Source organism: Bacillus sp. N1(2025), from assembly GCF_053470005.1.
Genome location: NZ_JBLTJB010000001.1, coordinates 738992 through 763786, shown reverse-complemented (window position 1 = coordinate 763786; position 24795 = coordinate 738992). Strand labels below are relative to the sequence as shown.

The 24795-nt window shown below is 47.4% G+C and carries 30 protein-coding genes; 2 read left to right on the top strand and 28 right to left on the bottom strand.

Annotated features, from left to right (window positions below):
- Window positions 1-36: 36 nt before the first annotated feature.
- Entirely contained in the window at window positions 37-528 is a 492-nt protein-coding gene (locus ACNFN4_RS04010; RefSeq protein WP_014418284.1) for a CcdC protein domain-containing protein, read from the bottom strand.
- A gap of 149 nt (window positions 529-677) precedes the next feature.
- Entirely contained in the window at window positions 678-1109 is a 432-nt protein-coding gene (locus ACNFN4_RS04005; RefSeq protein WP_003153363.1) for a peptidylprolyl isomerase, read from the bottom strand.
- Between the two features lie 284 nt (window positions 1110-1393).
- Between ACNFN4_RS04005 and ACNFN4_RS04000 the strand changes: the two genes are divergently transcribed.
- Window positions 1394-2293: a DUF1002 domain-containing protein gene (locus ACNFN4_RS04000; protein ID WP_022553018.1), complete on the top strand. Its 900-nt coding sequence runs from the start codon at window positions 1394-1396 to the stop codon at window positions 2291-2293.
- A 44-nt stretch (window positions 2294-2337) separates the two neighbouring features.
- Here the strand turns inward: ACNFN4_RS04000 and lysA are convergent, their stop codons facing one another.
- The 24 genes from lysA to ACNFN4_RS03880 form a co-directional block, all read right to left on the bottom strand.
- A complete protein-coding gene (gene lysA / locus ACNFN4_RS03995) occupies window positions 2338-3657 on the bottom strand; it encodes a diaminopimelate decarboxylase (protein ID WP_012117893.1) in 1320 nt (439 codons plus the stop codon).
- A 124-nt stretch (window positions 3658-3781) separates the two neighbouring features.
- The gene (locus ACNFN4_RS03990; RefSeq protein WP_280145288.1) at window positions 3782-5263 is read right to left on the bottom strand and encodes a spore germination protein; all 1482 of its coding nucleotides are present in this window, start codon (window positions 5261-5263) and stop codon (window positions 3782-3784) included.
- Complete coding sequence (locus ACNFN4_RS03985) at window positions 5217-5825, bottom strand: stage V sporulation protein AE (RefSeq protein ID WP_448200024.1); 609 nt, start codon at window positions 5823-5825, stop codon at window positions 5217-5219. The genes ACNFN4_RS03990 and ACNFN4_RS03985 overlap by 47 nt, the downstream gene beginning before the upstream one ends.
- A gap of 3 nt (window positions 5826-5828) precedes the next feature.
- Complete coding sequence (spoVAE, locus tag ACNFN4_RS03980) at window positions 5829-6179, bottom strand: stage V sporulation protein AE (protein ID WP_007409415.1); 351 nt, start codon at window positions 6177-6179, stop codon at window positions 5829-5831.
- Window positions 6180-7196, bottom strand: a complete 1017-nt coding sequence (gene spoVAD / locus ACNFN4_RS03975; protein ID WP_015240132.1) for a stage V sporulation protein AD — start codon at window positions 7194-7196, stop codon at window positions 6180-6182.
- 11 nt (window positions 7197-7207) lie between these two features.
- Window positions 7208-7660, bottom strand: a complete 453-nt coding sequence (spoVAC, locus tag ACNFN4_RS03970) for a stage V sporulation protein AC (protein ID WP_053284901.1) — start codon at window positions 7658-7660, stop codon at window positions 7208-7210.
- Window positions 7661-7672: 12 nt separating this feature from the next.
- A complete protein-coding gene (locus ACNFN4_RS03965; protein ID WP_095272915.1) occupies window positions 7673-8098 on the bottom strand; it encodes a stage V sporulation protein AB in 426 nt (141 codons plus the stop codon).
- Entirely contained in the window at window positions 8088-8708 is a 621-nt protein-coding gene (locus tag ACNFN4_RS03960; protein ID WP_007409412.1) for a stage V sporulation protein AA, read from the bottom strand. Before ACNFN4_RS03960 ends, ACNFN4_RS03965 begins: the two co-directional genes overlap by 11 nt.
- 126 nt (window positions 8709-8834) lie before the next feature.
- Window positions 8835-9602 carry an RNA polymerase sporulation sigma factor SigF gene (gene sigF / locus ACNFN4_RS03955; protein WP_003153348.1) on the bottom strand — a complete coding sequence of 256 codons (768 nt, stop codon included), beginning with the start codon at window positions 9600-9602 and terminating at the stop codon, window positions 8835-8837.
- Between the two features lie 11 nt (window positions 9603-9613).
- Window positions 9614-10054 (bottom strand): anti-sigma F factor, encoded by a 441-nt coding sequence (spoIIAB, locus tag ACNFN4_RS03950; RefSeq protein WP_003153347.1) that lies wholly within the window; start codon window positions 10052-10054, stop codon window positions 9614-9616.
- Complete coding sequence (spoIIAA, locus tag ACNFN4_RS03945) at window positions 10051-10404, bottom strand: anti-sigma F factor antagonist (RefSeq protein ID WP_007409411.1); 354 nt, start codon at window positions 10402-10404, stop codon at window positions 10051-10053. The genes spoIIAB and spoIIAA overlap by 4 nt, the downstream gene beginning before the upstream one ends.
- Before the next feature lie 95 nt (window positions 10405-10499).
- Window positions 10500-11669, bottom strand: a complete 1170-nt coding sequence (locus ACNFN4_RS03940; RefSeq protein WP_021494259.1) for a D-alanyl-D-alanine carboxypeptidase family protein — start codon at window positions 11667-11669, stop codon at window positions 10500-10502.
- A 136-nt stretch (window positions 11670-11805) separates the two neighbouring features.
- Window positions 11806-12624, bottom strand: coding sequence for a purine-nucleoside phosphorylase (locus tag ACNFN4_RS03935; RefSeq protein ID WP_007612343.1), 819 nt, complete (start codon window positions 12622-12624; stop codon window positions 11806-11808).
- 11 nt (window positions 12625-12635) lie between these two features.
- Window positions 12636-13820 (bottom strand): phosphopentomutase, encoded by a 1185-nt coding sequence (gene deoB / locus ACNFN4_RS03930; RefSeq protein WP_015417748.1) that lies wholly within the window; start codon window positions 13818-13820, stop codon window positions 12636-12638.
- 168 nt (window positions 13821-13988) lie between these two features.
- Window positions 13989-14879, bottom strand: coding sequence for a site-specific tyrosine recombinase XerD (gene xerD / locus ACNFN4_RS03925; RefSeq protein ID WP_007612347.1), 891 nt, complete (start codon window positions 14877-14879; stop codon window positions 13989-13991).
- Between the two features lie 7 nt (window positions 14880-14886).
- Window positions 14887-15114 (bottom strand): YqzK family protein, encoded by a 228-nt coding sequence (locus tag ACNFN4_RS03920; protein ID WP_003153331.1) that lies wholly within the window; start codon window positions 15112-15114, stop codon window positions 14887-14889.
- 114 nt (window positions 15115-15228) lie between these two features.
- Window positions 15229-15678 (bottom strand): ferric iron uptake transcriptional regulator, encoded by a 450-nt coding sequence (gene fur / locus ACNFN4_RS03915; RefSeq protein ID WP_003153330.1) that lies wholly within the window; start codon window positions 15676-15678, stop codon window positions 15229-15231.
- 112 nt (window positions 15679-15790) lie between these two features.
- Window positions 15791-16435 (bottom strand): stage II sporulation protein M, encoded by a 645-nt coding sequence (gene spoIIM, locus ACNFN4_RS03910; protein WP_007409404.1) that lies wholly within the window; start codon window positions 16433-16435, stop codon window positions 15791-15793.
- Window positions 16436-16511: 76 nt separating this feature from the next.
- Window positions 16512-16739: a hypothetical protein gene (locus tag ACNFN4_RS03905; protein ID WP_012117898.1), complete on the bottom strand. Its 228-nt coding sequence runs from the start codon at window positions 16737-16739 to the stop codon at window positions 16512-16514.
- A gap of 56 nt (window positions 16740-16795) precedes the next feature.
- A complete protein-coding gene (locus tag ACNFN4_RS03900; protein WP_003153325.1) occupies window positions 16796-17086 on the bottom strand; it encodes a hypothetical protein in 291 nt (96 codons plus the stop codon).
- A 110-nt stretch (window positions 17087-17196) separates the two neighbouring features.
- Window positions 17197-18510: an NAD-dependent malic enzyme gene (locus tag ACNFN4_RS03895; RefSeq protein WP_007409402.1), complete on the bottom strand. Its 1314-nt coding sequence runs from the start codon at window positions 18508-18510 to the stop codon at window positions 17197-17199.
- Between the two features lie 12 nt (window positions 18511-18522).
- Window positions 18523-19929, bottom strand: a complete 1407-nt coding sequence (nhaC, locus tag ACNFN4_RS03890; RefSeq protein ID WP_007612350.1) for a Na+/H+ antiporter NhaC — start codon at window positions 19927-19929, stop codon at window positions 18523-18525.
- Window positions 19930-20070: 141 nt separating this feature from the next.
- A complete protein-coding gene (gene aspA / locus ACNFN4_RS03885; RefSeq protein ID WP_003153322.1) occupies window positions 20071-21498 on the bottom strand; it encodes an aspartate ammonia-lyase in 1428 nt (475 codons plus the stop codon).
- A gap of 37 nt (window positions 21499-21535) precedes the next feature.
- Entirely contained in the window at window positions 21536-22525 is a 990-nt protein-coding gene (locus tag ACNFN4_RS03880; RefSeq protein WP_003153321.1) for a type I asparaginase, read from the bottom strand.
- Between the two features lie 176 nt (window positions 22526-22701).
- Between ACNFN4_RS03880 and ACNFN4_RS03875 the strand changes: the two genes are divergently transcribed.
- Window positions 22702-23055: a helix-turn-helix domain-containing protein gene (locus tag ACNFN4_RS03875; protein ID WP_003153320.1), complete on the top strand. Its 354-nt coding sequence runs from the start codon at window positions 22702-22704 to the stop codon at window positions 23053-23055.
- 10 nt (window positions 23056-23065) lie between these two features.
- Here the strand turns inward: ACNFN4_RS03875 and ACNFN4_RS03870 are convergent, their stop codons facing one another.
- Both ACNFN4_RS03870 and ACNFN4_RS03865 read right to left on the bottom strand, forming a co-directional pair.
- Complete coding sequence (locus ACNFN4_RS03870) at window positions 23066-24229, bottom strand: TIGR00375 family protein (RefSeq protein ID WP_215797147.1); 1164 nt, start codon at window positions 24227-24229, stop codon at window positions 23066-23068.
- Window positions 24229-24783 carry an NUDIX hydrolase gene (locus ACNFN4_RS03865; RefSeq protein WP_003153317.1) on the bottom strand — a complete coding sequence of 185 codons (555 nt, stop codon included), beginning with the start codon at window positions 24781-24783 and terminating at the stop codon, window positions 24229-24231. The genes ACNFN4_RS03870 and ACNFN4_RS03865 overlap by 1 nt, the downstream gene beginning before the upstream one ends.
- Between the last annotated feature and the right edge of the window lie 12 nt (window positions 24784-24795).

The window sequence follows — 24795 nt, the reverse complement described above, 5'->3', positions numbered from 1 at the left end:
GCAAATAAGCCCCGCACCCCATCCATTTTTTTCATTTTATAAGCCGGATTTGCTGATTTTACGGTATTTCACGAAGCTTCCGATCCGCCAAATGCACAAATACACAAAAGCAAGTTCCATCGTTAAAACGGCGAATTCCGCCGCGTCAATGTTTTTGAAATATTGGCTGAGCACGATGCGGATCGCAATAATCGCGATAATGACATATTTAAAGTTTTTATTCCGCTTGGAGTAGACAAAGCCGTCTTCCCGGATTTCATAGGCGGTTTGCGACAGCATGATGACACCGAATACCGCGCCTAACAGTCCGGCGATGGCGAGCTCCCAAAGAGCGGGAAAATGAAACGGCTTTCCCGGGATATTCATGAGCTGGCTGATGCTGAATGTAAAAATGACGGCGATAATCAAAAGCGGGAGAATGATGCCGAAGCCGCCGCCTTTAATCGGCCTGTTTCCCTTTTTCACCCTGAACCAAATCATAAGTGCGAGAATGATAATGACAAATAAAACGGTTGCCAATTGAACCAACGTTTCTACCTCTTTTCATTGTTGTAATCGGTCTTTTTCACTATACCAGAATGATCGCTGATGTTCATATATGTATTTTTTCATGATTTACACATGAGAATTTTCATATACATAAAAAAACCCGCCTGAAAAAGGCGGGTTTTATGTCATTATCCTTCTACACGGATTTCTTTCATTTTGTCTCCGTTAGACATGTTTTTCGCATGCTCTAAACCGCTTGTCACTTTTCCGAATACAGTATGAACGCCGTTTAAATGCGGCTGCGGCTCATGTACGATGAAGAATTGGCTTGAACCCGTGTCTTTACCGGCATGCGCCATTGATAAAGAACCGGCTTCGTGCTTATGCGGATTGCCTTCTGTTTCACATTTGATCGTTTTTCCGCTTCCGCCCATGCCTGTCCCAGTCGGATCTCCGCCTTGGCTGACAAAGCCCGGAATCACGCGGTGGAAAATAACGCCGTCATAAAAGCCCGTATTCGCCAGGTTTTCAAAGTTAGCGACTGTATTAGGCGCTTCATTCGGATAAAGTTCAAATTCGATTCTGCTGCCGTTTTCCATTTCGATGTAACCAGTTTTCATTCTCATTCCTACTTCCGTATTGTTTTTTGTCAAAGCCTTCTTCAATATGAATTTCAATTGTAAGCCGGCTTTCTTTTTGATATTCTTTTGAAGGAAGAGGCCTCTGCTCTTCTTTTCGCGGCTATTATACCACACCTTCAGCCGGAAAACGAATCTCCCCGCTTCCGCAGAAAGAATATGAAACCAGAACAGCTTCACAGCCGTCTATGTATCGGAACTGCTTCACGCAGGCCCTCACAAACCGCTTCAAAACGGCATTTGTGAAAAGAAGGAGGTTAACCGCTTTGAAAAAAATGTGGATTGGATTGCTGGCGGCGGCCGTTGTATTGTGCACAATACCGAAAATCAGCCTGGCCGATGCCGCAGTCGGAGATGTCATCGTCACACTGGGGGCGGATCTGTCAAACGAAAACCGTCAGAAAGTGCTTGACGAATTAAATGTCCCTGATAACGCGACAAAAGTGACGGTCACGAATAAAGAAGAACATGAATATCTGGGAAAATATATATCGAATGCCCAAATCGGCACAAGAGCCATCTCTTCATCATCCATCACGGTGGCAAAGAAAGGGTCCGGGCTTGACGTTAAGACCCATAATATCGATTCCATCACGGATGAAATGTACTTAAACGCCCTGATGACAGCAGGCGTGAAAGATGCAAAAGTATACGTGACGGCGCCGTTTGAGGTATCAGGCACCGCAGCATTAACGGGAATCATCAAGGCATATGAAGTCTCATCAGACAAAGCGATTTCAGAAGATGTAAAACAAGTCGCCAACCAAGAGCTTGTTACGACATCAGATCTCGGGGATAAAATCGGGGATAAAAACGCCTCCGCGCTCATCGCAAACATTAAAGATGATTTCGCGAAAAACGGTGTGCCCGATACAAAAGAAGGAATCGAGAAAAAGGTCGATGATGCGGCTTCAAACCTTAACATTACACTGACTGACGCTCAAAAAGACCAGCTCGTTTCATTGTTTAATAAAATGAAAAACGCCAAGATTGATTGGGGCCAAGTCGGCAGCCAGCTCGATAAGGCAAAAGACAAAATCACGAAGTTCATTCAATCCGATGAAGGCAAAAGCTTTGTTCAAAAAGTCATTGATTTCTTCGCTTCGATTTGGAATGCGATCGTGTCTGTATTCACAGGAGACAGCGGATCAAGTTCTAACAGCTGAATGCAAAAAGAGACCGGACGCCATTGTTCCGGTCTCTTTTTTATTTATTGTTTGACCCCCGTCTTAAATGGCAGATCCAGTTTTACAATGTCTTCATAAGTTTCCCTTCTAATGACAAGATGCGCTTCGCCGTCTTCCACAAAAACGACGGCGGGACGCGGAATGCGGTTGTAGTTGTTAGCCATGCTGTATCCGTATGCTCCCGTGCAGAAAACGGCTAGAAGATCGCCTTCTTTCACTTCCGGAAGGTCTATATCCCAAATGAGCATATCCCCGCTTTCACAGCACTTGCCCGCGATGGATACCGTTTTATCGTGGTGTTCTCCGATTCTGTTTGCCGATACGGCTTCATATTTCGCCTGATACAGCGCAGGACGGATATTATCGCTCATGCCCCCGTCAACCGCTGCATATTTACGGGTGCCGGGCACTTCTTTTTGCGAACCGATGGTATAAAGCGTCGTTCCGGCGTCTCCGACGAGCGAGCGTCCCGGTTCAATCCAGATCTCCGGAATGTCAAAAGCGTGCAGCGCTGCGTTTTCTTTTACCGCTTCGATAATTTTTTCCACATAAACGGCGGGATGAAGAGGTTCATCCTCCTCCGTGTAGCGGATGCCGAAGCCTCCCCCTAAATTCAGCACTTCAGAGACAAAGCCGAATGATTCTCTCCATTCATTCAGTTTTGCGAAGATTTTTTCTGCGGCCAGCACAAAGCCCGCCGTATCAAAAATTTGCGATCCGATGTGGCAGTGAACGCCGAGAAGGCGGATATGGTCCGACTGTAATACTTGTTCAATCGCCTTTTCTATTTGCCCGTTATGCAGATCAAAACCGAATTTGGAATCTTCCTGTCCCGTCGTAATATAATCATGCGTATGCGCCTCTACCCCCGGAGTGATCCGGAGAAGAACATCCATTGTGCGCCCTGATTTGCGGCACAGTTCCGCGAGTAAGGAGATTTCATAAAAATTATCAACGACGATGCAGCCGATTTGATGATCGAGCGCCATTTTCAACTCTTCTTCGCTTTTGTTATTGCCGTGAAAATGAATCCTGTCAGCCGGAAAACCAGCCGCAACCGCCGTAAACAGCTCTCCGCCGGATACAACGTCCAATGAGAGCCCCTCCTGCTCAGCGAGCTGTATCATCGCAACGGAAGAAAACGCCTTGCTCGCGTACGCGACCTGCGCCTTTAAATCCGCGTCAATGAATGCCTGTTTAAAGCTTTTAGCGCGCTCACGTATTAAAGCCACATCGTAAACATAAAGAGGCGTGCCGTAATGCTCCGCTAAATACAGCGCGTCCACACCTCCGATTTCCAAATGACCTAGTTTGTTTTGTCTGCTTGTGCCATGTAAGAACAATGCTCATTCCCTCTTTCTGATCCGCATATGGGTGAAAAGGACAGCTTCTTTTGAGCTGTCCTTATACAAGTCCCGTATAAGTTAAGACATACAATATCATAATCTTCTGTCGGTTTCAATGCGATTATGAACCGCTTGGCTGTCTTTGACGGTCTTTCGGGTGAACAATGCTCGGTCTGACTTTCGCTCCCGGCACTGTCGTCCGGACGAGCACCTGCCACAGCGCCTTACCGTTAAACGGTAAAAACGGCCATAAATACGGCGTATGAAACGAGCGGATATTCGCCATTATGATCAGCAGCAATGTAAAACCTATCACAAAGCCTTTCACTTGGAAAATGGCCACGAGCACCATTAAGATGAGGCGTATCATTTTATTGGCGAGGCTGAGCTCATAGCTCGGCGTCGTAAATGATCCGATGGCGGCGATCGATACGTACAGAATCACTTCTGCTGAAAACAGCCCCACCGCTATGGCGATTTGACCGATCAGCACCGCCGCAATCAGACCCATGGCGGTGGATAAAGCGGTCGGCGTATGGATCGCGGCCATCCTGAGAAACTCAATCCCCAAATCGGCCAAAAAGATTTGCAGAATGATCGGGATATGCGTATTTTTATTTAAACCGATAAAATCCAATCTTTCAGGCAGAAGAGACGGTTCGAGAACAAAGAGGAACCAGATCGGAAGCAGAACAGTTGAAGCGATAATACCGAAGAACCTGATCCATCTTAAAAATGTTCCCACTGAAGGCGCCTGCCTGTATTCTTCCGCATGCTGAACATGGTGAAAAATCGTTGTCGGCGTTATGATCACGCTCGGTGACGTATCAACGACGATGATGACGTGCCCTTCCAAAATGTGATTGGCGGCCACATCCGGCCGCTCCGTGTATCTGACCATCGGAAACGGGTTGTAGCCCTGTTTGACGATGAATTCCTCCACCGTTTTATCAGCCATCGTCAATCCGTCAATGTCAATCGCATTCACTTCGTTTTCGACGATGCTGACAAGGTCCGGGTCCGCGATGTCTTCTATATACACAATGGCAAGATCGGTCTTAGAGCGCTCACCGACTTTCGTAATTTTGACGCGGAGCCTTTCGTCCCTGATTCGTCTTCTGATCAATGCTGTATTAATGACGATATTTTCGATAAAACCGTCTCTTGCCCCGCGGACGACCTTTTCCGTATCCGGTTCTTCAGGTGTGCGTCCGGGGTAACTTCTGACGTCGACGACGAAAGCGAAGCCCGCGTCTTCAACGATAACGGCGACAAGTCCGGAAAGCACCTGATCCGTTGCTTCGTCGAGCGTTTTGACTTTTTGGACCTGCTGATTGACAAGCCTGTTTTCAACAACGTCAATCGCTTCATCCGCATTCTCGTCATAATTATTGACGTCGACGAGCTGTTCCATTAAATGAATGATAAATAAAGTATCGGTTAATCCGTTGACAAAGTAAATCTGGACTTCCCGGTCTAATACTCGAACTTTGCGGACGCCGACATCATAGCTCGTTCCCATACCGACGCGGTCTTTAAAAAATTGTTCATTTTTTCTAGGATCCCGGTACACCTTGATCATGTTTTCCGGTTTTTCCGGCATGGCTTTCGCTCCTTTCTAAAATGAATTCGACCGCCTTCATCGTAATCGGCGAGCCTTTGGATATGTCATCTTTTCTCCCCATCTTTCCTATGTCGCCGATGCCCACAATGAGGGGAACGTCCAAATTATCCAGACAATACACCGTATCTCCGTTCATTCTGTGCTCGTCCATTTCTCTCATTCCGGTTTTATCGACGCCAAACTCCGTCACTTCTCCATCACGGTCAATGGAGACATCGACTTTCGTCCATTCAGCCTGATGGGTCTTAGAAGCGACCGCAATCACCCCCAGCACTTCAATGTCCTGATGTGAGGCGACATATTTCAGCGCCGTTTCGCCCGGCCCTTCCCCTTGCAGGCCTGAATCGTCAAACATGACAAACACCGGGTCATTCGGCGCGGCTTTAATCAGCTGAACAAGTTCGGGGCCGCTTCTCGTTGACGGATTGCCTTTTGATTGGGAAATACACCGTCCGCCTGCTTGTTCCGCGGCATATTCAATTGTTTTGGCGGCGTATACGTCCCCGTCTGTCACAAGAATGACCTTCCGTTTCGTCATCAGGCATTATCCTTTCGGTTTAAAAATAACGGCTACAAGAAATGCGAATAAAATCGCTGAAGATATACCGGCGGAAGTAAGTTCAAAAATCCCCATGGCGATCCCGATAAATCCATGCTCGTGAGCTTGATGCATGGCGCCGTGCAATAAGCTGTGACCGAAGCTGACGATGGGAACCGTCGCGCCCGCGCCCGCGAATTCGATAAATTTGTCATATATTCCGAACCCATCTAACAAGGCGCCGATGACGACAAAAGTTGTCATTACATGGGCGGGTGTCAGTTTAAAAATGTCAAGCAGCAGCTGACCGATAATGCATATGATTCCCCCGCAAACAAAAGCCAACAGATATTCCATTTATGATGCACCTCCCGCCCGCTCAAATACCACACCGTGCGCGATGGTCGGAATGGTTTCCTTCTGCTGGATCATTGTCGGACTTAAAAGCGCTCCTGTCGCGACAACGAGTACCCTGTTTAGAGTCCCTGCTTTTAATTGATTAAAAATATGTGTGTACGTAACAAGCGCGGAGCAGGCGCAGCCGCTTCCTCCCGCAAACACCTGCTGGTCCGGCGTATAGATGAGAAGACCGCAGTCATCGTGTTTCGTTCCCACGGGATAGCCTTCTTCTTTGAGCAAATCTTTCACGATCGGCGAGCCAACGCCTGAAAGGTCACCCGTTAAAATCAGATCATAATCATCCGCCGTGCGGTTTAAGTCCTGCAGGTGCTGTTTGATTGTGTCGGCAGCGGCGGGCGCCATGGCCGACCCCATATCGAATGGGTCTGTAATTCCGAGGTCGCTTACTTTTCCCACTGTTGCGCTTGTAATCTTGATGTCAGAAGGGTTTTGGCTGATGATGACCGCCCCGCCCCCCGTGACTGTTGAAGTGGCGGTATCCGGTTTTTGCCCGCCATACTCCGTCGGATTGCGGAATTGCCGTTCTGCCGTCGCGTTATGGCTGCTCGTGGCTGCGATCGCCCGGTTCGCAAAACCGCCGTCAATGAGCGCGGATGCGACCGCAATCGTTTCCATTGATGTCGAACAGGCGCCGAACAGACAGAGGAACGGAATTTTCAGATGTCTGGCGACGTAGTTGGCGGTCACATTTTGATTTAAAAGATCCCCCGCGAGTAACAAATCAATATCGCTCTTTTTCAAATTCTGTTTTTGCAAAGCGGAGTTGATGGCATCTTCCATTAACTGACGTTCCGCCATTTCCCAGTTTTTCTGATTGCAATGCATTTCATCGTATGTCTTATCAAACAGCGAACCGAGCGGGCCGTCTTTTTCTTTCGGCCCGGCTGCCGTCCCCGCCGCATTTACAAATAACGGGTTTTCAAACACCCAGGTTTGCTTTCCGGTCAATTTCATTTTTTCTCCTCCTACGAAAACAGTTTTTCAAAAGCAAACCGTATCAGGCCTACGATATAGGCTGCCACGACGCCGAATACAATGACGTTTCCCGCCAATTTAAACATGTTTGTCGCTACTCCGAGCACGAGTCCTTCACTTCTGTGTTCCAGAGCCGCGCTTGTCATACTGTTTGCAAAACCCGTCACCGGCACGGCTGAACCCGCTCCGGCAAACTGCCCGAGTCTGTCATAAATGCCGAATCCGGTCAAAAGGGCGGAAATTAAAATAAGAGTGGCGGACGTCGGGTTGCCCGCTGTTTTTTCATTAAAATTAAAAAAGTGGATGTAAAAGTCTTGAAGAGCCTGCCCGATCAGACAGATCAAACCGCCGATCAGAAAGGCTTTGACGCAATTCCAAACATATGGCGGTTTCGGCTGATAGTCTTTCACTTTTGTTTTGTAATTTTCTTTTAAGTTTGTCACGTCGGTTCCTCCTTATGAATGATGGATAAAATACAGCCAATGAAATAAAGAGCCGGCTATTTTGCCGAACACAATGGCCATCAGCAATATGATGATTTTGCTGCCGAAGCCGATCCGTTTGGCAAGAATGGGAAGCACATTCAGCACTTCTGTAAGCGCGGCGGCCAGCATGCCGACAAACATGCCGGCCAAAAGCCCGACCGGAACGGCCAGCCATTCAGATAAAAAAAAATGATTCATATTTAAGGTTTCCCAGCCGCCGAACACAGCCCCTGAAATAACAGCTCCTTCGTAGGCCTGTACAAAGCGCATTGTTTTTGTCAGCTGCATAAGGCGGGGGACGATTCCCATAACGGTTAAAAAAGCCACAAAGCCCGCACCCACGGTCAGCCCTCCGCCAAGCCCGACAAACATAACGAAAAGAATGCTACCGATCATGCAGATCTTTCATCGTCTCTTCATTTTCGTGCATTGCGACATAATGATCGAGATCAAGCTGATAATTAAACATCTCGACTTCCAGCGGGCTTGGCTCTTCATTCAGGCGTTTTTTGAAGATGTGATTAAAAAAGACGATCATACCGAGACCGAGGCCGATGCTGTATGGAATCTGAAGCAGATACGGGTATTCATTCCGTTCGCCCGTTATGATTTCATATAAGGCGATATGAACTTCTCTCATACTGACATCTTCATGAAAATTCATAATGGCAAGACATGAACCGATAAAAAGCAGGAGCCAGACACCGACGAACAAAACGGCTGACAGCTGCTTTTTCTGGTAATGGATTTCCACTATCGTTTCAGCGCCGCCGACGGTCTGTACATCAAGCGCAGGAAAAGCGGTATGAATGGTTTTCAGCACTTTTATAATGTCCAGCACGACGATATTTTTGTCTTTTTTCGTGACCTTATACAGCGGCAGTGCCGACAGTTTTTTTTTCAGCTTTTGCTGTCCCGCGATCTGCGCGGCGTCGCCGATTGTGATGATATCTCCGGTATGAGCCTTCACGCGGTGGCGAAGTCTGAGAAATATTCGTCTTTCCATCTTGCATCACCATCTTTCGGGTGGTTATATATGTAGTATGTGGTTCACTTTTGTTCTCATTCATCAGCGGCAAAAGACCATAAATTACCACCGATGCACAAATAAAAAAAGCCGGCCCGTAAAAGGTCAGCTTTCCGTATGATCCATCTGCACTTTAATCTGCTTTAATATTTTTTTCTCCAGCCTCGATACCTGGACTTGGGAAATCCCGAGCCGTTCGGCTACCTCCGACTGTGTCTGATCTTTATAATATCTCAGATAGACAATGAGTTTTTCCCGTTCTTCCAAATCACTGATCGCTTCCTTGAGGGCGATTTTGTCAAACCACTTCTCTTCTGAATGATCGGCGATCTGATCAAGCAGGGTGATCGGGTCTCCGTCATTTTCATACACGGTCTCATGAATGGATGAAGGCGCCCGCACCGCTTCCTGCGCAAGCACCACATCCTCCGCATCAATTTCTAAATGGTCCGCGATTTCCTGAACGGTCGGCACTCTTCCGTATGTTTTTGACAGTTCATCTTTCGCCCGGCGTATTTTATTGCCGAGCTCTTTTAAAGATCTTGATACTTTGACGGTTCCGTCATCGCGGATGAAGCGCTGGATTTCTCCGATAATCATCGGCACGGCATAAGTTGAAAAACGGACATCATAGGACAAATCGAATTTATCAACGGATTTTAACAATCCGATACAGCCGATCTGAAACAGATCGTCCGGCTCATAGCCTCTGTTTAAGAACCTTTGAACGACGGACCACACAAGACGCATGTTTTTTTCTATGAGGAGGTCTCTTGCCTGCTGGTCGCCCTCTTGGCTCTTTTTGATCAATTCTTTGACTTCATGGTCCTTGAGCTGCGCGTTTTTGCTGTTTTTCTTAACCTCCACATCCATAACAAATCTCCTTAATTACAAAGCGCTTTGCTTTTTGATAGGTGTTTTGTTAAGCGTATCGTCGTTCCCATCTCCGGCGAGGAATCAATCGTGACATCATCCATGAAGTTTTCCATAATGGTAAAGCCCATTCCGGAGCGCTCAAGCTCGGGTTTTGTCGTAAAGAGCGGCTGGCGCGCTTCCTCAAGATCCGTGATCCCGAGGCCTTCGTCACGTATGGTCAGATAGACGACATGATCCTCCAGCGTAACGGAGATGTACACCTTTCCGTCGCAGTTTTCTTCATAGCCGTGGATGATCGCGTTTGTTACCGCTTCTGATACGACGGTCTTGATTTCCGTCAGCTCATCCATCGTCGGGTCGAGCTGTGCGATAAAAGAAGCAACTGTTACGCGCGCAAACGATTCGTTCTGACTGAGGGCTGAAAATTCAAGATGCATCTCGTTTTTCATGATGCCACCCCCAACGTTAAAAGCGCTTTTTGTTCTGATTGTTCAAACCTGATGATTTTAAACAGGCCGGACATGTCAAACAGACGTCTCACCGCGGGCGAAATCGCGCACACGACCATTTCTCCGCCGAGCTGTTTAATTTGTTTATAACGCCCTAAAATCACGCCGAGGCCGGAGCTGTCCATGAAGGTAAGATCTTCAAGGTTCAGCACGATGTGACGGATGCCGTCAGCCTCCAGCGATTCAGTAACCTTTTGTTTTAATGATTCTGCCGTATGATGGTCGAGTTCACCTGTTAATCGAATACAAAGCACGGATTCTTTGACATGAAAGTCAATTCCAAGGCTCATGCTCATTCCTCCTTGATATGATCGGATAATGAGTGTTTCGATTTTCGGGAAAGCAATTCCTTCACTATGACAAAACTAGTGCCCGTTCGCCACGATTATTTAAATTTTGTCCAATCCCCCATCGTGCGCTTCAGAAAAGTGAGAAAACCCGCTTTTTCCATGTCGTCTTTTGCCGTGACCGGGCTTTCAACGAGCACCTTTCCGTCTTTTTTCAGAACGAGGCTGCCGAGCACCTCTCCTTTTTTAACCGGAGCTGTTACATTGCCGTTGATTTTCACTTCTTTTTTTACTTTGTCCATGTTCTCTCCCTTTTTGGCCAGAAGAGAAATCGGCTCAGATGTGGTCAGCTTAACCAGTTTCTGTTTTCCTTTTTTTACTTTTACCGTTCCGACGATTTGATCCCGTTTGTACAGCGGGTGTGTTTTGAACTGGCTGAAGGCGTAATCAAGCATTTTGGTCACTTGGGCGTTTCTTTCTTTCGGAGTGCTGGCTCCGAAAACGACAGCAATGACCCTCATATTTCCTTTTTTAGCGGTGGCGGTTAAACAATACTTCGCTTCGCCTGTAAAGCCCGTCTTCACGCCGTCTACACCCGGATAAAATTTGATCAGCCGGTTTGTATTGACGAGCCAGAACTTTTTGTCTGTATTTTCTCTTAAATAATCCTCATACGTTCCCGTAAATTGAGTAATTTTATCATACTTTAATAATTCCTTCGCCATTTTCGCCATGTCATAAGCAGAGCTGTAATGGTCTTTTTCAGGCAGTCCCGTCGGGTTTTTGAAGGAGGTATCTTTCAATCCCAATTCTTTTGCTTTTTTGTTCATCCGGCTGACGAAATCCTCTTCTGAACCGGCGATATACTCCGCCATTGCGACGGATGCGTCATTTCCGGAAGCTATCGCAATTCCTTTGAGCATTTCTTTTACCGTCATTTCTTCTCCGGGTTCAAGGAAAATCTGTGATCCGCCCATGGACGCGGCATGTTCACTCGTCCTGACTTTATCGCTCATCTTTATTTTCCCTTTGTCAAGCGCTTCCATGATTAAAAGCATGGTCATAATTTTTGTCATGCTTGCCGGCGCCAGACGCTCCCGGCTGTTCTTGTTATAAAGAATGCTTCCCGTATCGCGTTCAATCAGCACGGCGCTTTTGGCTTCATGAGCGAGCTCCGATGTATGTTTTCCGTCCGGCTTTGCAAAAGCGGACGGTGCTGATGCCGTTAATAAAATGCCAATCAACAAAGTGGATATAAGACGTTTCATCTCCAAAGCCCTCCATTTCATAATCCTTTTTATTTTTTCCAAATCCGGTGGTTTTATACGCCTTATCTGGAAAATGTTTCGTGTTGAGGGCATAAAAAAACAGCTGCTTCCGAAGAAACAGCTGACTTATGCTGACTTATTTTTGAGATCGTGCGACTACGGCTTTTACAAGCTTCAAAAAGCCGCCTTTTACTTTTTCCGTCATTTCCATTACTTCTTCATGGGATAACGGCTGGTCAAGAATACCTGCCGCTGCGTTGGAAATGCATGAGATGCCGAGCACGCGCATCCCCGCGTGGTTGGCGACGATGACTTCCGGCACGGTCGACATGCCGACAGCGTCAGAACCCATCGTTCTTAAAAACCGAACCTCAGCAGGCGTTTCGTAAGACGGCCCCGTAACAGCTGTATACACCCCTTTTTGAACAGGAATGCCCAGCTCATCGGCCGTTTTTTCAGCCAAGCTTGACAGCTCTTTGTCATAGGCTTCTGACATGTCCGGGAATCTCGGTCCGAATTCAGCTTCGTTCGGCCCGATTAACGGGTTGGTGCCCGTAAAGTTGATGTGGTCTGTAATGATCATCAGATCGCCGGCGCGGAATTCAGTGTTGATACCGCCGGCTGCGTTCGTCACGACAAGAGATTCAACGCCGAGCGCCTTCATCACGCGGACGGGAAATGTGACCTGATCCATTGAGTAGCCTTCATAGTAATGAAAGCGGCCCTGCATCGCGATGACCTGCACGCCTTCAAGCGTTCCCATCACAAGCTGGCCGGCATGGCCTTCTACCGTTGAGACCGGAAAATCAGGGATCGTTTCATATGTAAGCTTGACAGCTCCTTCAATTTCATCGGCCAATACGCCGAGCCCTGACCCTAAAATCAGACCGATCTTTGGTGTTTCTTTCACGTGTTCTTTAATAAATGCAGCAGCACGTTCGATCTTTTGTTTCAAAAAAAGTCCCCCTACTGTAATCTTGATAAAAAGCTTTTTCCGTATTCCGGCTTTTCCGTTTTGAAATTATCCGCAATGGTTGCGCCGATATCGGCAAATGTATCCGCAAGCGGCAGCTGTTCAGTGTGTTTGTGCTTTTTGCTGTAAACAAGAAGCGGCACATACTCCCGCGTGTGATCCGTGCCGTGATGGACAGGATCATTGCCGTGATCCGCAGTGATGATAAGCAGATCGTCTTCTTTCATTTTTTCAAACACTTCCGGAAGCCTCGCGTCGAATTCCTCGAGCGCTTTTCCGTACCCTTCCGGATCGCGGCGGTGTCCGTACAGCGCGTCAAAATCAACGAGGTTGGCAAAGCTCAGGCCCGTAAACTCTTCACCGAGCGTTTCAATCACTTTGTCCATGCCGTCCATATTAGATACCGTGCGGCGGGAAGATGTAATGCCTTCTCCGTCATAAATATCAGAAATTTTGCCGATGGAAATGACGTCTAATCCGCTGTCTTTCATTCCGTTCATTACCGTGCGGCCGAACGGTTTGAGCGCATAATCATGACGGTTCGGCGTGCGTTTGAAGCTGCCCGGTTCTCCGACGAACGGTCTTGCGATAATCCGGCCGACCATGTACTTCGGATCAAGCGTCAGTTCTCTTGCCGTTTCACAGATGCTGTACAGCTCGTCAAGCGGAACGACATCTTCGTGAGCCGCAATCTGCAGTACGGAATCTGCTGATGTATAAACGATCAGCGCACCCGTTTCCATATGTTCTTTTCCGAGCTCGTCCAGAATCGCCGTGCCTGAAGCCGGCTTATTGCCGATGATTTTCCGTCCTGAACGCCGCTCAAGTTCCTGAAGAAGTTCATCCGGAAATCCTTCCGGGAACACTTTAAACGGTTTTTCAATGTAGAGGCCCATAATCTCCCAGTGCCCCGTCATCGTATCTTTCCCGTTTGACGCCTCCTGCATTTTTCCGTAGTACGCAAGAGGGTGCTCCGTTTTTTCCACGCCCTTAATGTCTCCGATCAGTCCGAGACCGAGCTGCGCCATATGGGGCATATGTAAGCCGTTCATGTGCTCTGCGATGTGTCCGAGCGTATTTGCGCCTATATCATTAAAATCGGCGGCGTCCGGCGCTTCACCGATTCCGACAGAATCCATTACGATCAAAAATACCCGGTTATATTTGTATTCAGACATCATAAAAGCCTCCTTTTCTTCCATCTGTCCATTGTAGCTTACAGAGGTCAGACAACTCAAGTATAAACCGTTTACATTCTTGTTGACAATGCCGATTCAAATAATTAGAACCTTCTCTGTATTCCGCCAATCCGGCAAAAAAAGCCGCGGCCCCTCTGGCAGCGGCTCCTAAGCGCGCGGATGATACTGTTTGTACACGTCCTTCAGCCTTGTTTTCGTCACATGCGTATAAATTTGCGTCGTGGAAATATCGGCATGTCCGAGCATCTCCTGCACGGCGCGCAGATCCGCGCCGTTTTCGAGCAGGTGCGTTGCAAAGGAGTGCCGGAGCGTGTGCGGTGTCAGCTCTTTTTTAATCCCCGCTTCAAGGGCGATTTTTTTCAGGTTTTTCCAGAATCCCTGACGGCTGATCTGCCTGCCGTGATGATTCAGAAAAAGCGCTTCGGTTACGTTTTTCTTTAATAATTTCCCTCTGGCTTTTTCAATGTATGCTTCTATCGCATGAGAAGCGGCTTCACCAATCGGCACAATCCGCTCTTTCCGCCCTTTTCCGAAGCAGCGGACAAATCCCATCGTCAAATGGACGTCGGATAATTTCAGCTCGATCATCTCGCTGACCCTGATGCCGGTTGCGTACAGCAGTTCAAGCATGGCTTTATCCCTGAGACCGAACGGGCTGTCAAGCTTAGGCGTGTCCAATAACCGCTCAACTTCGTGAAGCGCCAATACTTTCGGAAGCGTCCGCTCTGTTTTTTGTGTTTCAATATGTACCGAAGGATCTTTATCCGCGGCTTTTTCCCTTAACAGAAATTGATGAAAAGACCGGATCGACGCCAAATGCCTGGCAGACGTCTTGCCGGATTTCCCGGAGTCCTTTATATGCTTTAAATATTGAATAATATGAAGACGGGTCACATCATTCCATGAAGTGATCTGAAGGCTTTCAGTTAAGAAGAGAGAATAACTTTTCAGATCACGCTCATAGGACATCATCGTATTTTGGGACAGCCCTCTTTCAACCCTCACGTAATGGATGAAATCCTTAATTTGATCCTTCACTCTCGATCTACTCCCCGTTTTGGTAAAAAAAGATCAATCGGCCGAACCAGCCGTCTTTCTCCTCATGTTCCGTTTTGGCCACTTTGACGGCGGAGCCTTCCGGTTTATCGTACCGATGATAGTTTTCATACTCTGAATTCACCCATATCATAGCATAATAGAACAGCGCGGTAAAACCTGTGAACAGTATAAACACTTTGATCGTATCCGCGGCTGTTTTTAAGAATCTGCCCATCTTTCGATCGACCCTTTCTTTGGCGGCTGTTAGTACACCTTATGCCAATTTCAAAGGCTTTTATACATAAAAACAGCAAAAAACCCTTTCCTGGCAGAAAAGGTTCGTAGGCTTTTACTCTGTTTCATCCCCGCGGCAGCGGTGGCAGATTCCGTGAAAAGTCAATCTATGATCTTTAATTTTAAATTTCCAATCACGTTCAATCACTTCTTCAACGTCTTCAAGCAGATCTTCTTCAATTTCATCGACGGCTCCGCACTCCATGCACACCAAATGGTGATGAAAGTGAGCCGCGCCTTCTTTGCGAAGGTCGTAGCGGGATACGCCGTCCCCGAAGTTAATTTTATCAACGACTTTTAATTCTGTTAATAATTCTAATGTACGGTATACTGTAGCGAGACCAATTTCAGGAGATTTCTCTTTTACGAGGAGGTATACATCTTCTGCGCTTAAATGGTCTTCTTCGTTTTCAAGCAGCACTCTTACCGTTGCTTCCCGCTGTGGCGTAAGCTTGTAGCTTGACGAGTGCAGCTGCTTTTTAATTCGATCAATACGGTTTTCCATGTCTTTCCCTCCTACGCCGCATTCCATGACTCATTATAACAAAATACGCGCAGAGTTCCAACTATAATTATTATAAACTGATAAATAAAAGTATTATTTTGTGATAATCATTCTAAAATATGCGTGATGACAGCTTTTCCATAAACAGCGGAGACACGTACGCCTCGAGCAGCGAGGCGATGACCGAGAAGAAAACGATGAGAATCAGCACGAAGGCGTAGCGTCCGAACCATTGGATCGGCGCGTCATGAAGGCTGCGTTTGACAAACAGCTGCCGGATCAATTTCAGGGAAAAAGCGATGGAGCATGTCCCCATGATAAGGTATGCCGGAATGAGAACGATGTTTTGCGGCAGAACCGAAATAAATGACAGGAAAAACCCGTTCATCCCCATTTGATTCACTAAAAAACCGACCGTGAAGCCGACGACGATTCCTTTTAAGAACACCATAATGAAAATAACCGGAAGACCGATCACGGAAATACCGAGAATCCACATCAGCCCCAAATATTTTACATCATGAAAGACGGCCTGCCAAAACATTTCTGAAGCGCCGGCATGTTTTCCGTCAGACAGCTGTCCGAAAAACTTGCTTAAATAGTAATACAGATCTTCTTTCTGCGTGATGGTCATGCTGTTGACGATGATTGCCCCGAAAATGACCCCCATCAAAAACAAGACGAACACAAATATATAAAGTGACAGATGATCCTTTACATGGCGAAAAAACAGTTCTTTGTACGATTGTTTTCTCATACCGCTTTCCTCCCGCTAATCTATTGACTTGATTTAGTAGATTGTATGAAAGAAAAGAGAAAACATGACAGAGAAATCATAGAAAGGCGCGAGATTCCGGCATAAAAAAAGAACCCCCGTCATCACTCCGGTGATCATAGGGGTTCCTTTTTTTATGCTTTATTCTTTCAAGCCTGTCTTTTTTGGTTTTCGTCACTCTTTCATGGGTGCTGAAAGACGGCGCCGTCCCCCTTGACAGGACTGCGTCACGCATCCCGTTTCTTTTGAGATGCTCCCGCATTTTTTTCGTTTTGCTCTTCGCCATGTGCCAATCGCTCCTTTTTCCCTTTTCTTTATCATAACAAAAAAATCCAGATGTGTTCATGAATACGGCTCATGTTTCGACCGGTAAGCGCGCAGAGACGTTTTGGCAGATGAATAGCTCCCCATTGCGGCGTATCCGTAAAAAAACCCCATAAAAATCCCCGCATACACGTGTTCATGATGACCGAAAACGATAGACACAACATTTCCGGCAGCAAGGGCAATCGTGGGAACGAATATGCCCGGAACCCGGCAGAACACTTTGATCAGCTGTGTGACGCATAAGACGACCGGCACGCCGATCACAGCATCCCAAATATTTGTATGGATCAGCGGAAAATAATCCACATCGACACCTCTTTATTCCGTCTTTTGCTATCTGTTAGCCTGCCTAAGAATTCCGCTTCCTATTCATGAAAAAAACAGCACCGGCACATGTCCGGTACTGTAAGAGTTGTTTATTTTCCTGCCGCAGCCCGTTCTACGGCTGCTGATACGGCCTGATGCACGTCCGCATCCAAAGGCTGAGGCACGAGATCGCCGTGTTTTGTGCAAGAGGCGATGGCTTCTGCGGCCGCCACAAGCATTTCATGGTCGATTTTCTTGCTTTTGGCGTTCAGCGCGCCGCGGAAAATCCCCGGGAAGCCGAGAACATTATTGACCGAACGGCCGTCAGCTGCATAAGCGGCTCCGGCTTGTAATGCCTCTTCCGGTTCAATCTCCGGCTTCGGATTAGATAAAGCCAGAATGACGTGTCCTTTTCTGACATCCTCTTTTTTAATGAGACCCGGAACTCCTGTGGTGCTGATCACAATGTCACACGTGTCCATTAATTCTTTGATGCTTCCAAGCGGCTGACCTCCGTACTGAGCGAGGCGGTTCATTGCGTCTTCTGACTTGTCCGTTCCGCAGACCGCTTTGACTCCGTATGCCATAAACATGCGGCAGATGGCGACGCCTGCCGCGCCGAGACCGATCTGACCGACCTTCGCTTCTTTTAAATCAAGACCGGCGCTTTTACAAGCGGAAATGGCGGCGGCGAGCGTGACGACCGCCGTGCCGTGCTGGTCATCGTGCATAACCGGAATGTCCAGTTCTTCTTTCAGGCGGTCTTCAATGTCAAAGCAGTGAGGCGAACCGATATCTTCAAGCAGAATTCCGCTGAACCCCGGAGAAATATGTTTTACCGTGCGAATGATTTCTTCCGGATCAGAGGTATCGAGCAAAATCGGAATTCCGCTGATACCCGCCAGCTGGTCAAAAAGCGCGGCTTTCCCTTCCATTACGGGCATTCCGGCGACAGAGCCGATATTGCCGAGGCCGAGAATCGCCGTGCCGTCGGTGACAATGGCGACAGAATTGCTGATTGTCGTATAGATGGACGCTTTTTCAGGCTCGTTTTCAATCAGTCTGCACACATCGGCGACACCCGGCGTATAAACACGGCCAAGCTCAGCCAATGTCCGGATCGGCATTTTGCTTTTCATCTGAATTTTGCCGCCTTCATGAGCAGAGAGCACTTCATCTGAGACTGTATGAAGACGGATGCCTTCACCGAGAGCTTCAATGGCTTGAATGATTTCCTGCAGCTGCTCTTCATTTTCAGCCTGCACCGTAATGTTGCGCATTGTGTAGTTCGGGCCGACTTTAACGGTTTCAACTTCCCCGATATCTCCGCCCATCACTCCGATGGCGGTTGCCACTTTTCCGAGATTTCCGGGAACAGTCGGCGTTTCAATCATTAACGTCCGAATCATATGCTTTGTAATCATGAAATGAACCTCCTAACCCAATTTTTGAGATTGTAAGGATTTTTCTTTCGTGTACCAAATGAATTTCCCCGTGTATCCGTACAATATTGCCAGTCCGATAGATACAAAACTGAGCCACATGAACGGCAGATAAGAAAATGTGGATACGCCGAGAATGCCGGCCATATAGATGCCGTTATCAGACCACGGCACCATCCCTGAAGTAAGCGTGCCGCCCACCTCTGCGTTCCGGGATAAAACTCTTCTGTCAAGTTTCAGTTTATCATAACTGTTCTCCATGATTTTCGGCGTCAGAATCAATGACACGTACATCGCACAGCCGAAAATGTTTCCTAAAAGGGCGACGATCAATGTCGAAAGCGTCACATTTCCCGGTGTGGTCAGCTTTTTCTCAAAAGTTGAGACAATCACTTTTAATACGCCGAGCTTCTCAAGAATTCCTCCAAAACCAAGACCGAACAGGATAACGACTAACGTATCCAGCATACCGGTAATGCCTCCGCGGTTTAACAGGCCGTTTAAAAATTCGACGTCCGTTTTAATAGAAAAACCATTATAAGCAGTCGCGATGGCACTGGCAAAATTCATTCCCTGAAAGACGGAAGCCCAGATTGCGCCAAGCAAAGCACCGATGATAATAACGGGCATAGACGGCTTTTTCAAAATCAGAAGGACAACGACGACAACAGCCGGAATGAGCATCCATATATGAATGTCAAACGTTTTCTGCAATGAAGATTTTAAAAATTCCACTTTGTCGAGATCAATATTTTTTCCGCCGTATATAAATCCCGTTACGGTAAACAGAATGGCCGTAATAATATAGGACGGAATTGACAGATACATCATCGCTCTGACGTGTGACAGCACATCCACCTTAGAAAGCGTGGAGGCAAGCACCGTACTGTCAGACAGCGGTGAAAGCTTGTCTCCGAAGTAAGCGCCGGACAAAACGGCTCCCGCTACGATCGGAAGCGGTATACCCATTCCCTCTCCGATGGCAATCATGGCGATCCCCGCTGTACCCACGGTTCCCCACGACGTTCCGGTCGCAACGGACATAACGGAACAAATAACCAGTGTAGCAAGCAGGAAAACATGAGGATTAATAAACTCTAAACCATAATAAATTAACGTCGGCACAACGCCGCCGGCAATCCATGTCCCGATGAGCGCACCGACCGAAACAAGAATCAACACCGCTTCAAGACCGTTTGATATCCCGGTGACAATCGAATCCTGCAAGTCTTTATATGAATATCCCAGCCTGACTCCGAGAATAATAGCGAAAAACCAGGATATTAATAGAGCTAGCTGGATCGGCAGGTCTAAAAACACTGTGAACGATAAGACAAGTGCTAAAAACCCGAATAATAAGATAATTATTTCCAATAAATTTGGCAATCTGACCTCTTTCACAAGAAAATCCCCCTAGAAGAAAAAAGCTAAAACGCTTTCATCAAATGATATAACAAATTATACTATACTGCCTCATCCCTTTGTATGGCAACCGCCTATTCACTAAAAAACGTGAAAAGGCGGCTGTTGTTGCTTTAAAATTTATTTTTCTAATAGATCTTTTCCGGCAATTCCCGGTTTTGTCATTTCATACGGATTCAAAATGATATCCAATTCTTCTTCTGTCAGTACATCATTTTGAAGGCAAAGATCTCTTACAGATTGCCCCGTCATGATGGCTTCACGGGCAATTCGCGCAGCCGCTTCATACCCGAGGTGCGGATTGACCGCTGTAATGACGCCGACGCTTTTTTCCACGTATTGCTTCAGACGTTTTTCGTTGGCTTCAATTCCCGCCAGACAATGATCGGTGAATGAGCGGAAACCGTTATTCATGATGCTGATGGATTGAAGCAGGTTAAATACAAGTACCGGCTCCATTACGTTAAGCTCCAGCTGGCCCGCTTCTGAAGCGAGGCAGATCGTATTGTCATTCCCGATGACCTGAAAGGCGATTTGGTTGATCAGCTCTGCCATTACAGGGTTGACTTTCCCAGGCATAATGGATGATCCCGGCTGACGGGCTGGCAGTGAAATTTCCGCAAGTCCCGCGCGCGGACCTGAAGCCATTAAGCGCAGATCGTTGGCGATTTTAGACATGTTCATCATGCATACTTTCAACGCGGCTGAAACTTCCGTATACGCATCAGTGTTTTGTGTGGCGTCAACCAAATGGCCGGCGCCGACAAGCGGCAGTCCGCTGATGTCAGCCAGGTGCTTCACAACCTGTTCTATGTAGCGCGGATCGGCGTTAAGCCCCGTACCTACGGCCGTTGCCCCCATGTTTACTTCATATAGATGCTGGCGGGATTGTTTAATTCGCTTTATGTCACGCTCAAGCACGCGGCTGTATGCTTCAAATTCCTGTCCGAGACGGATCGGCACAGCATCCTGAAGGTGTGTGCGCCCCATTTTAATGACAGAATCAAATTGTTTCGCTTTATCTTTAAAGACACTGAGCATATGCGCCATCGTATCAAGGAGCTTATCCAAAAGTTTCAAGGTTGAAATATGGATTGCCGTCGGGAACACGTCGTTCGTCGATTGTGACATGTTGACGTGTGTGTTCGGGCTGAGGTGAATGTATTCACCTTTTTTATGCCCCATGATTTCAAGAGCCCTGTTGCCGATTACTTCGTTGGCATTCATGTTCATGGACGTTCCGGCTCCCCCTTGGATCGGATCGACGATAAATTGGTCATGCCATTTTCCCTCAAGAATTTCATCTGCGGCCTGTACAATCGCATTTCCGATTCCTTCATACAGCCGTTTTACATCCATGTTGGCAAGCGCCGCCGCTTTTTTGACGATGGCGAGCGCATTAATCATTTCTTCGTGGATGCGGTAGCCGGTAATCGGAAAGTTTTCTTTCGCGCGCAGCGTTTGTATTCCGTAATACACATCAGCTTCAATTTGTTTTTCTCCGAGGAAATCTTTTTCCTGACGATATTCTTTTTGCGCGTTTGTCATGCTAAAACCCTACTTTCTCTTTGTGGTAGTCATGTTTTTACAGTACAACGTCGTCTGCGATCGGTGTCTCCATAATGTTTTTGACTTCAGCCAAGTTGTGAGACTGGCCGAGCGCCCACATTAATTTCGGCACGATGGCTTCCGTGTTCATATTTCTGGAGCGGATAATGAGATCTTGATTGACTCTTCGGCCGACTTCATAGACGCTCATGTCCTCTCCTTCTTCAAGACATTGTGTCGTAATGACGACGACAATGCCGCTTTCAATCATTTCATTGACTTTGGCGAGAATGTCTCTTCCTTCAAACGGCACGCCGCCGCTGCCGTAGCTTTCAATGACGATTCCTTTGTACATGCCCTTTAATGCGTCAAACATTTCCGGTTTCAGCCCCGGGTGGAGCTTGAGCAGGCACACGTCCGTGCAAAGTGAAGTATTGACCGTAAAAGCATCGTCTTTTGGCATGTGCACTTGTTTGTTGTATTCAATTCCGTTTTCGGTAATAAACGCGATATACGGATAGTTAATGCTCTCAAATGCATCATAGCTTTTCGTTCTCAATTTAATGGCGCGTGTGCCTTGAATGACTCTGCCGTCAAATACGACGTATACGCCGCCCACCCCTTCACATGCGAAGCGGATCGCGTCCGTGATATTTTTTTTGGCATCGGTTTTTTGAAATGTAATCGGGATTTGCGAACCCGTAATGACGATCGGTTTATCAGCATGCTGAAGCATATAAGACAGTGCCGCTGATGTATAAGCCATTGTGTCTGTCCCGTGCGTAATGACGAACCCGTCATATGCGTCATATTTTTCTTTGACAGCATTTGCGATTTCGGCCCAGTATTCAGGCTGCATATTTGTGCTGTCGATGTTCATTAACGAATGGGTTTCCATCGTGTAATCGTTATCAAGTTTTGATACGTAGGTTAACAATTCGTCTGCTTTCACCCCGGGTGCAAGCCCGTTTTCTCCTTCGACTGAGGCGATTGTTCCTCCGGTTGTTAACAGCAATAATTTTTTCATACCCTGCACCTCTTCATCCATTTCTCAAGATGTGTTAAGCATTCGCTTTTCGCATACTTTTAATCAAATTATAGACAGACGAATGAAATTAATCAAGTGATTATTATTCAATTCGCGTACACTTTTGCATATCGATATGATATAATTTGCTCAAGTGAAAAGGAGCGGTTTTGAATATGAATTTAGATCGTTTAACTGAACTGAGAAAAAAGAAAAATTGGTCTCTTCAATATACGGCTGATCGTCTCGGCATCGCCAAAAGCACGTACGCCGGGTATGAATCAGGATACCGGCGTCCGTCATTCGAGGCGCTGGGCACGCTTGCCGATCTGTTTGACACGACGTGCGACGATTTACTGGGGCGCACTGAAAAAAAAGCGGAGCCGTTTACCCAGACCATCGAATTAACAAACGCCGCACAAGGCCGCGGCACACTGACCGTTGACGGACAGCCGCTGAATCAGGATGAAATCATCGAATTGATTGCGTTTGTCCGCACGAAAAAGAAGGTGCAGGAGGAGCTCCGCTAAAAACCGGCTTTTACGGCTTGATTCGGCCGTACGTCCCTCCGCCCCCGGCCTCAAGGACAAGCTGCCCGGTGCGCGCTTTATGAATGACAGCCGCTATTTTAGGCTGGACGACACTCGCCAATTCCTCTTCTTGCGCCTGATGTAGAATCGCCATCTCCGTCCCGAAAGCCCGCTTCAGTTTTTCTAACGTTTTCGGCCCGACGCCGGGAATGAACTGCAGCGGGATTTGATGAATATACGGCGGCCGCGGCACGCGGCTTTTTTTCGGGCCGCTCAGTTCCTCCAGCCGTTCACTGACCCCTTTTGTCATTGTTTTCCCCCCGCACTCCGGACATGCGGAAGCTCCTTTTTCAACCGGGCTGCCGCAGCGGTCGCAAGCCGTCCGGTAATACTTCCCGAGCTTCGGGTTCAGCCCGTAATTCGCCGTGATTTTTCTTCCGTCCTTCCCTTTTAAAGCCAGCGAAAATTCCGTGAAATTCGCTTCTTTAAGAAGCATTTCATTATATTCTCTGCCGATTTTTCCTAAGGAATGCGCATCAGAATTTGTTAAAAATGTATACGGATCAAGTTCTGTTACCCGCGAAGCCATGTCGGTGTCGCAGCTTAATCCGAGTTCCGCCGCATCAATGAGCGCCGGGTCGAAAACCTCTGTCAAAGAAGATATGACCCCTTTTCCGTACAGGCTTTTATGCGGGGTGAACATATGGGCGGGAATAAACAGCCCGCCCAATTCCTTTGTTTTCCTCTGAAGATTCAAACCGGTTTCATAAATGCGCTGGGAACTGAGATGGATATTTTTAAGCCTTTTTGCGAGCCACTCAGAAAACATCTTCATTTCGGCAAGAGACGGCATAAAGACGAGAACGTGAATCGGCCCGCGGCATGTGTGATCATAGATTTCAAGCTCACTGCCCAACAGAAGCGTCGTATTCCGATACCGGATGCCGCCTTCCTTCAGCTCACGGTATCTGCCTTCATCAATTCCGCGCTCGATTTCTTCTATGACTTCCGGGGAATGGCAGTCGATGATGCCCAATAGTTCAATTCCCTTCCCCTCACTGGCTTCTTCTAAAATCCGGTGCAGCGTCAACGTTTTGGCCCCGGTGATTTTGACCGGTTTTCCCGTATAGGTGCGGCCGATATGAATATGCAGATCCGCATAGATGGTTTTCATCATTTTTCCTTCAGCGCTTCTTTCAGCTGGAGATACTGAATCGCGTACGCCGTTTTTGCGTCATACACCCTGCGGGATTCAATCAGCTTCACGGCCTCTTCAAGCGTGACCTGCATGACTTCGACAAATTCATCCTCATCCAGCTCTCGTTTTTCTTCCAGCGGCGAAAGCCCTTCCGCAAGAAAGAGATGCACGATTTCATCAGCAAACCCGGGTGATGTATAAAAAGCGGTGATTTTCGTCAAGGTTTCCGCCGTATATCCCGTTTCTTCCTCGAGCTCTCTTAACGCCGTATGTTCCGGCTCTTCTCCCTTTTCAAGCTTCCCGGCCGGAATTTCAACGATTGTCCGTTCCAGCGGCTTTCTGAACTGGTTCACCAAAATGATTTTTCCTTCCTCGGTCACCGCAAGTACGGCCACCGCTCCCGGATGTTTGACGATTTCCCGCTTGCTTGTTTTTCCGTTCGGGAGCTCTACATCCTCTAAGTAAAGATCTATGACTTTCCCGTCATACAGCTTTTTTTTCGCAAGTGTTTTTTCTTCTAAATGTTTCATCATGTCATCTCC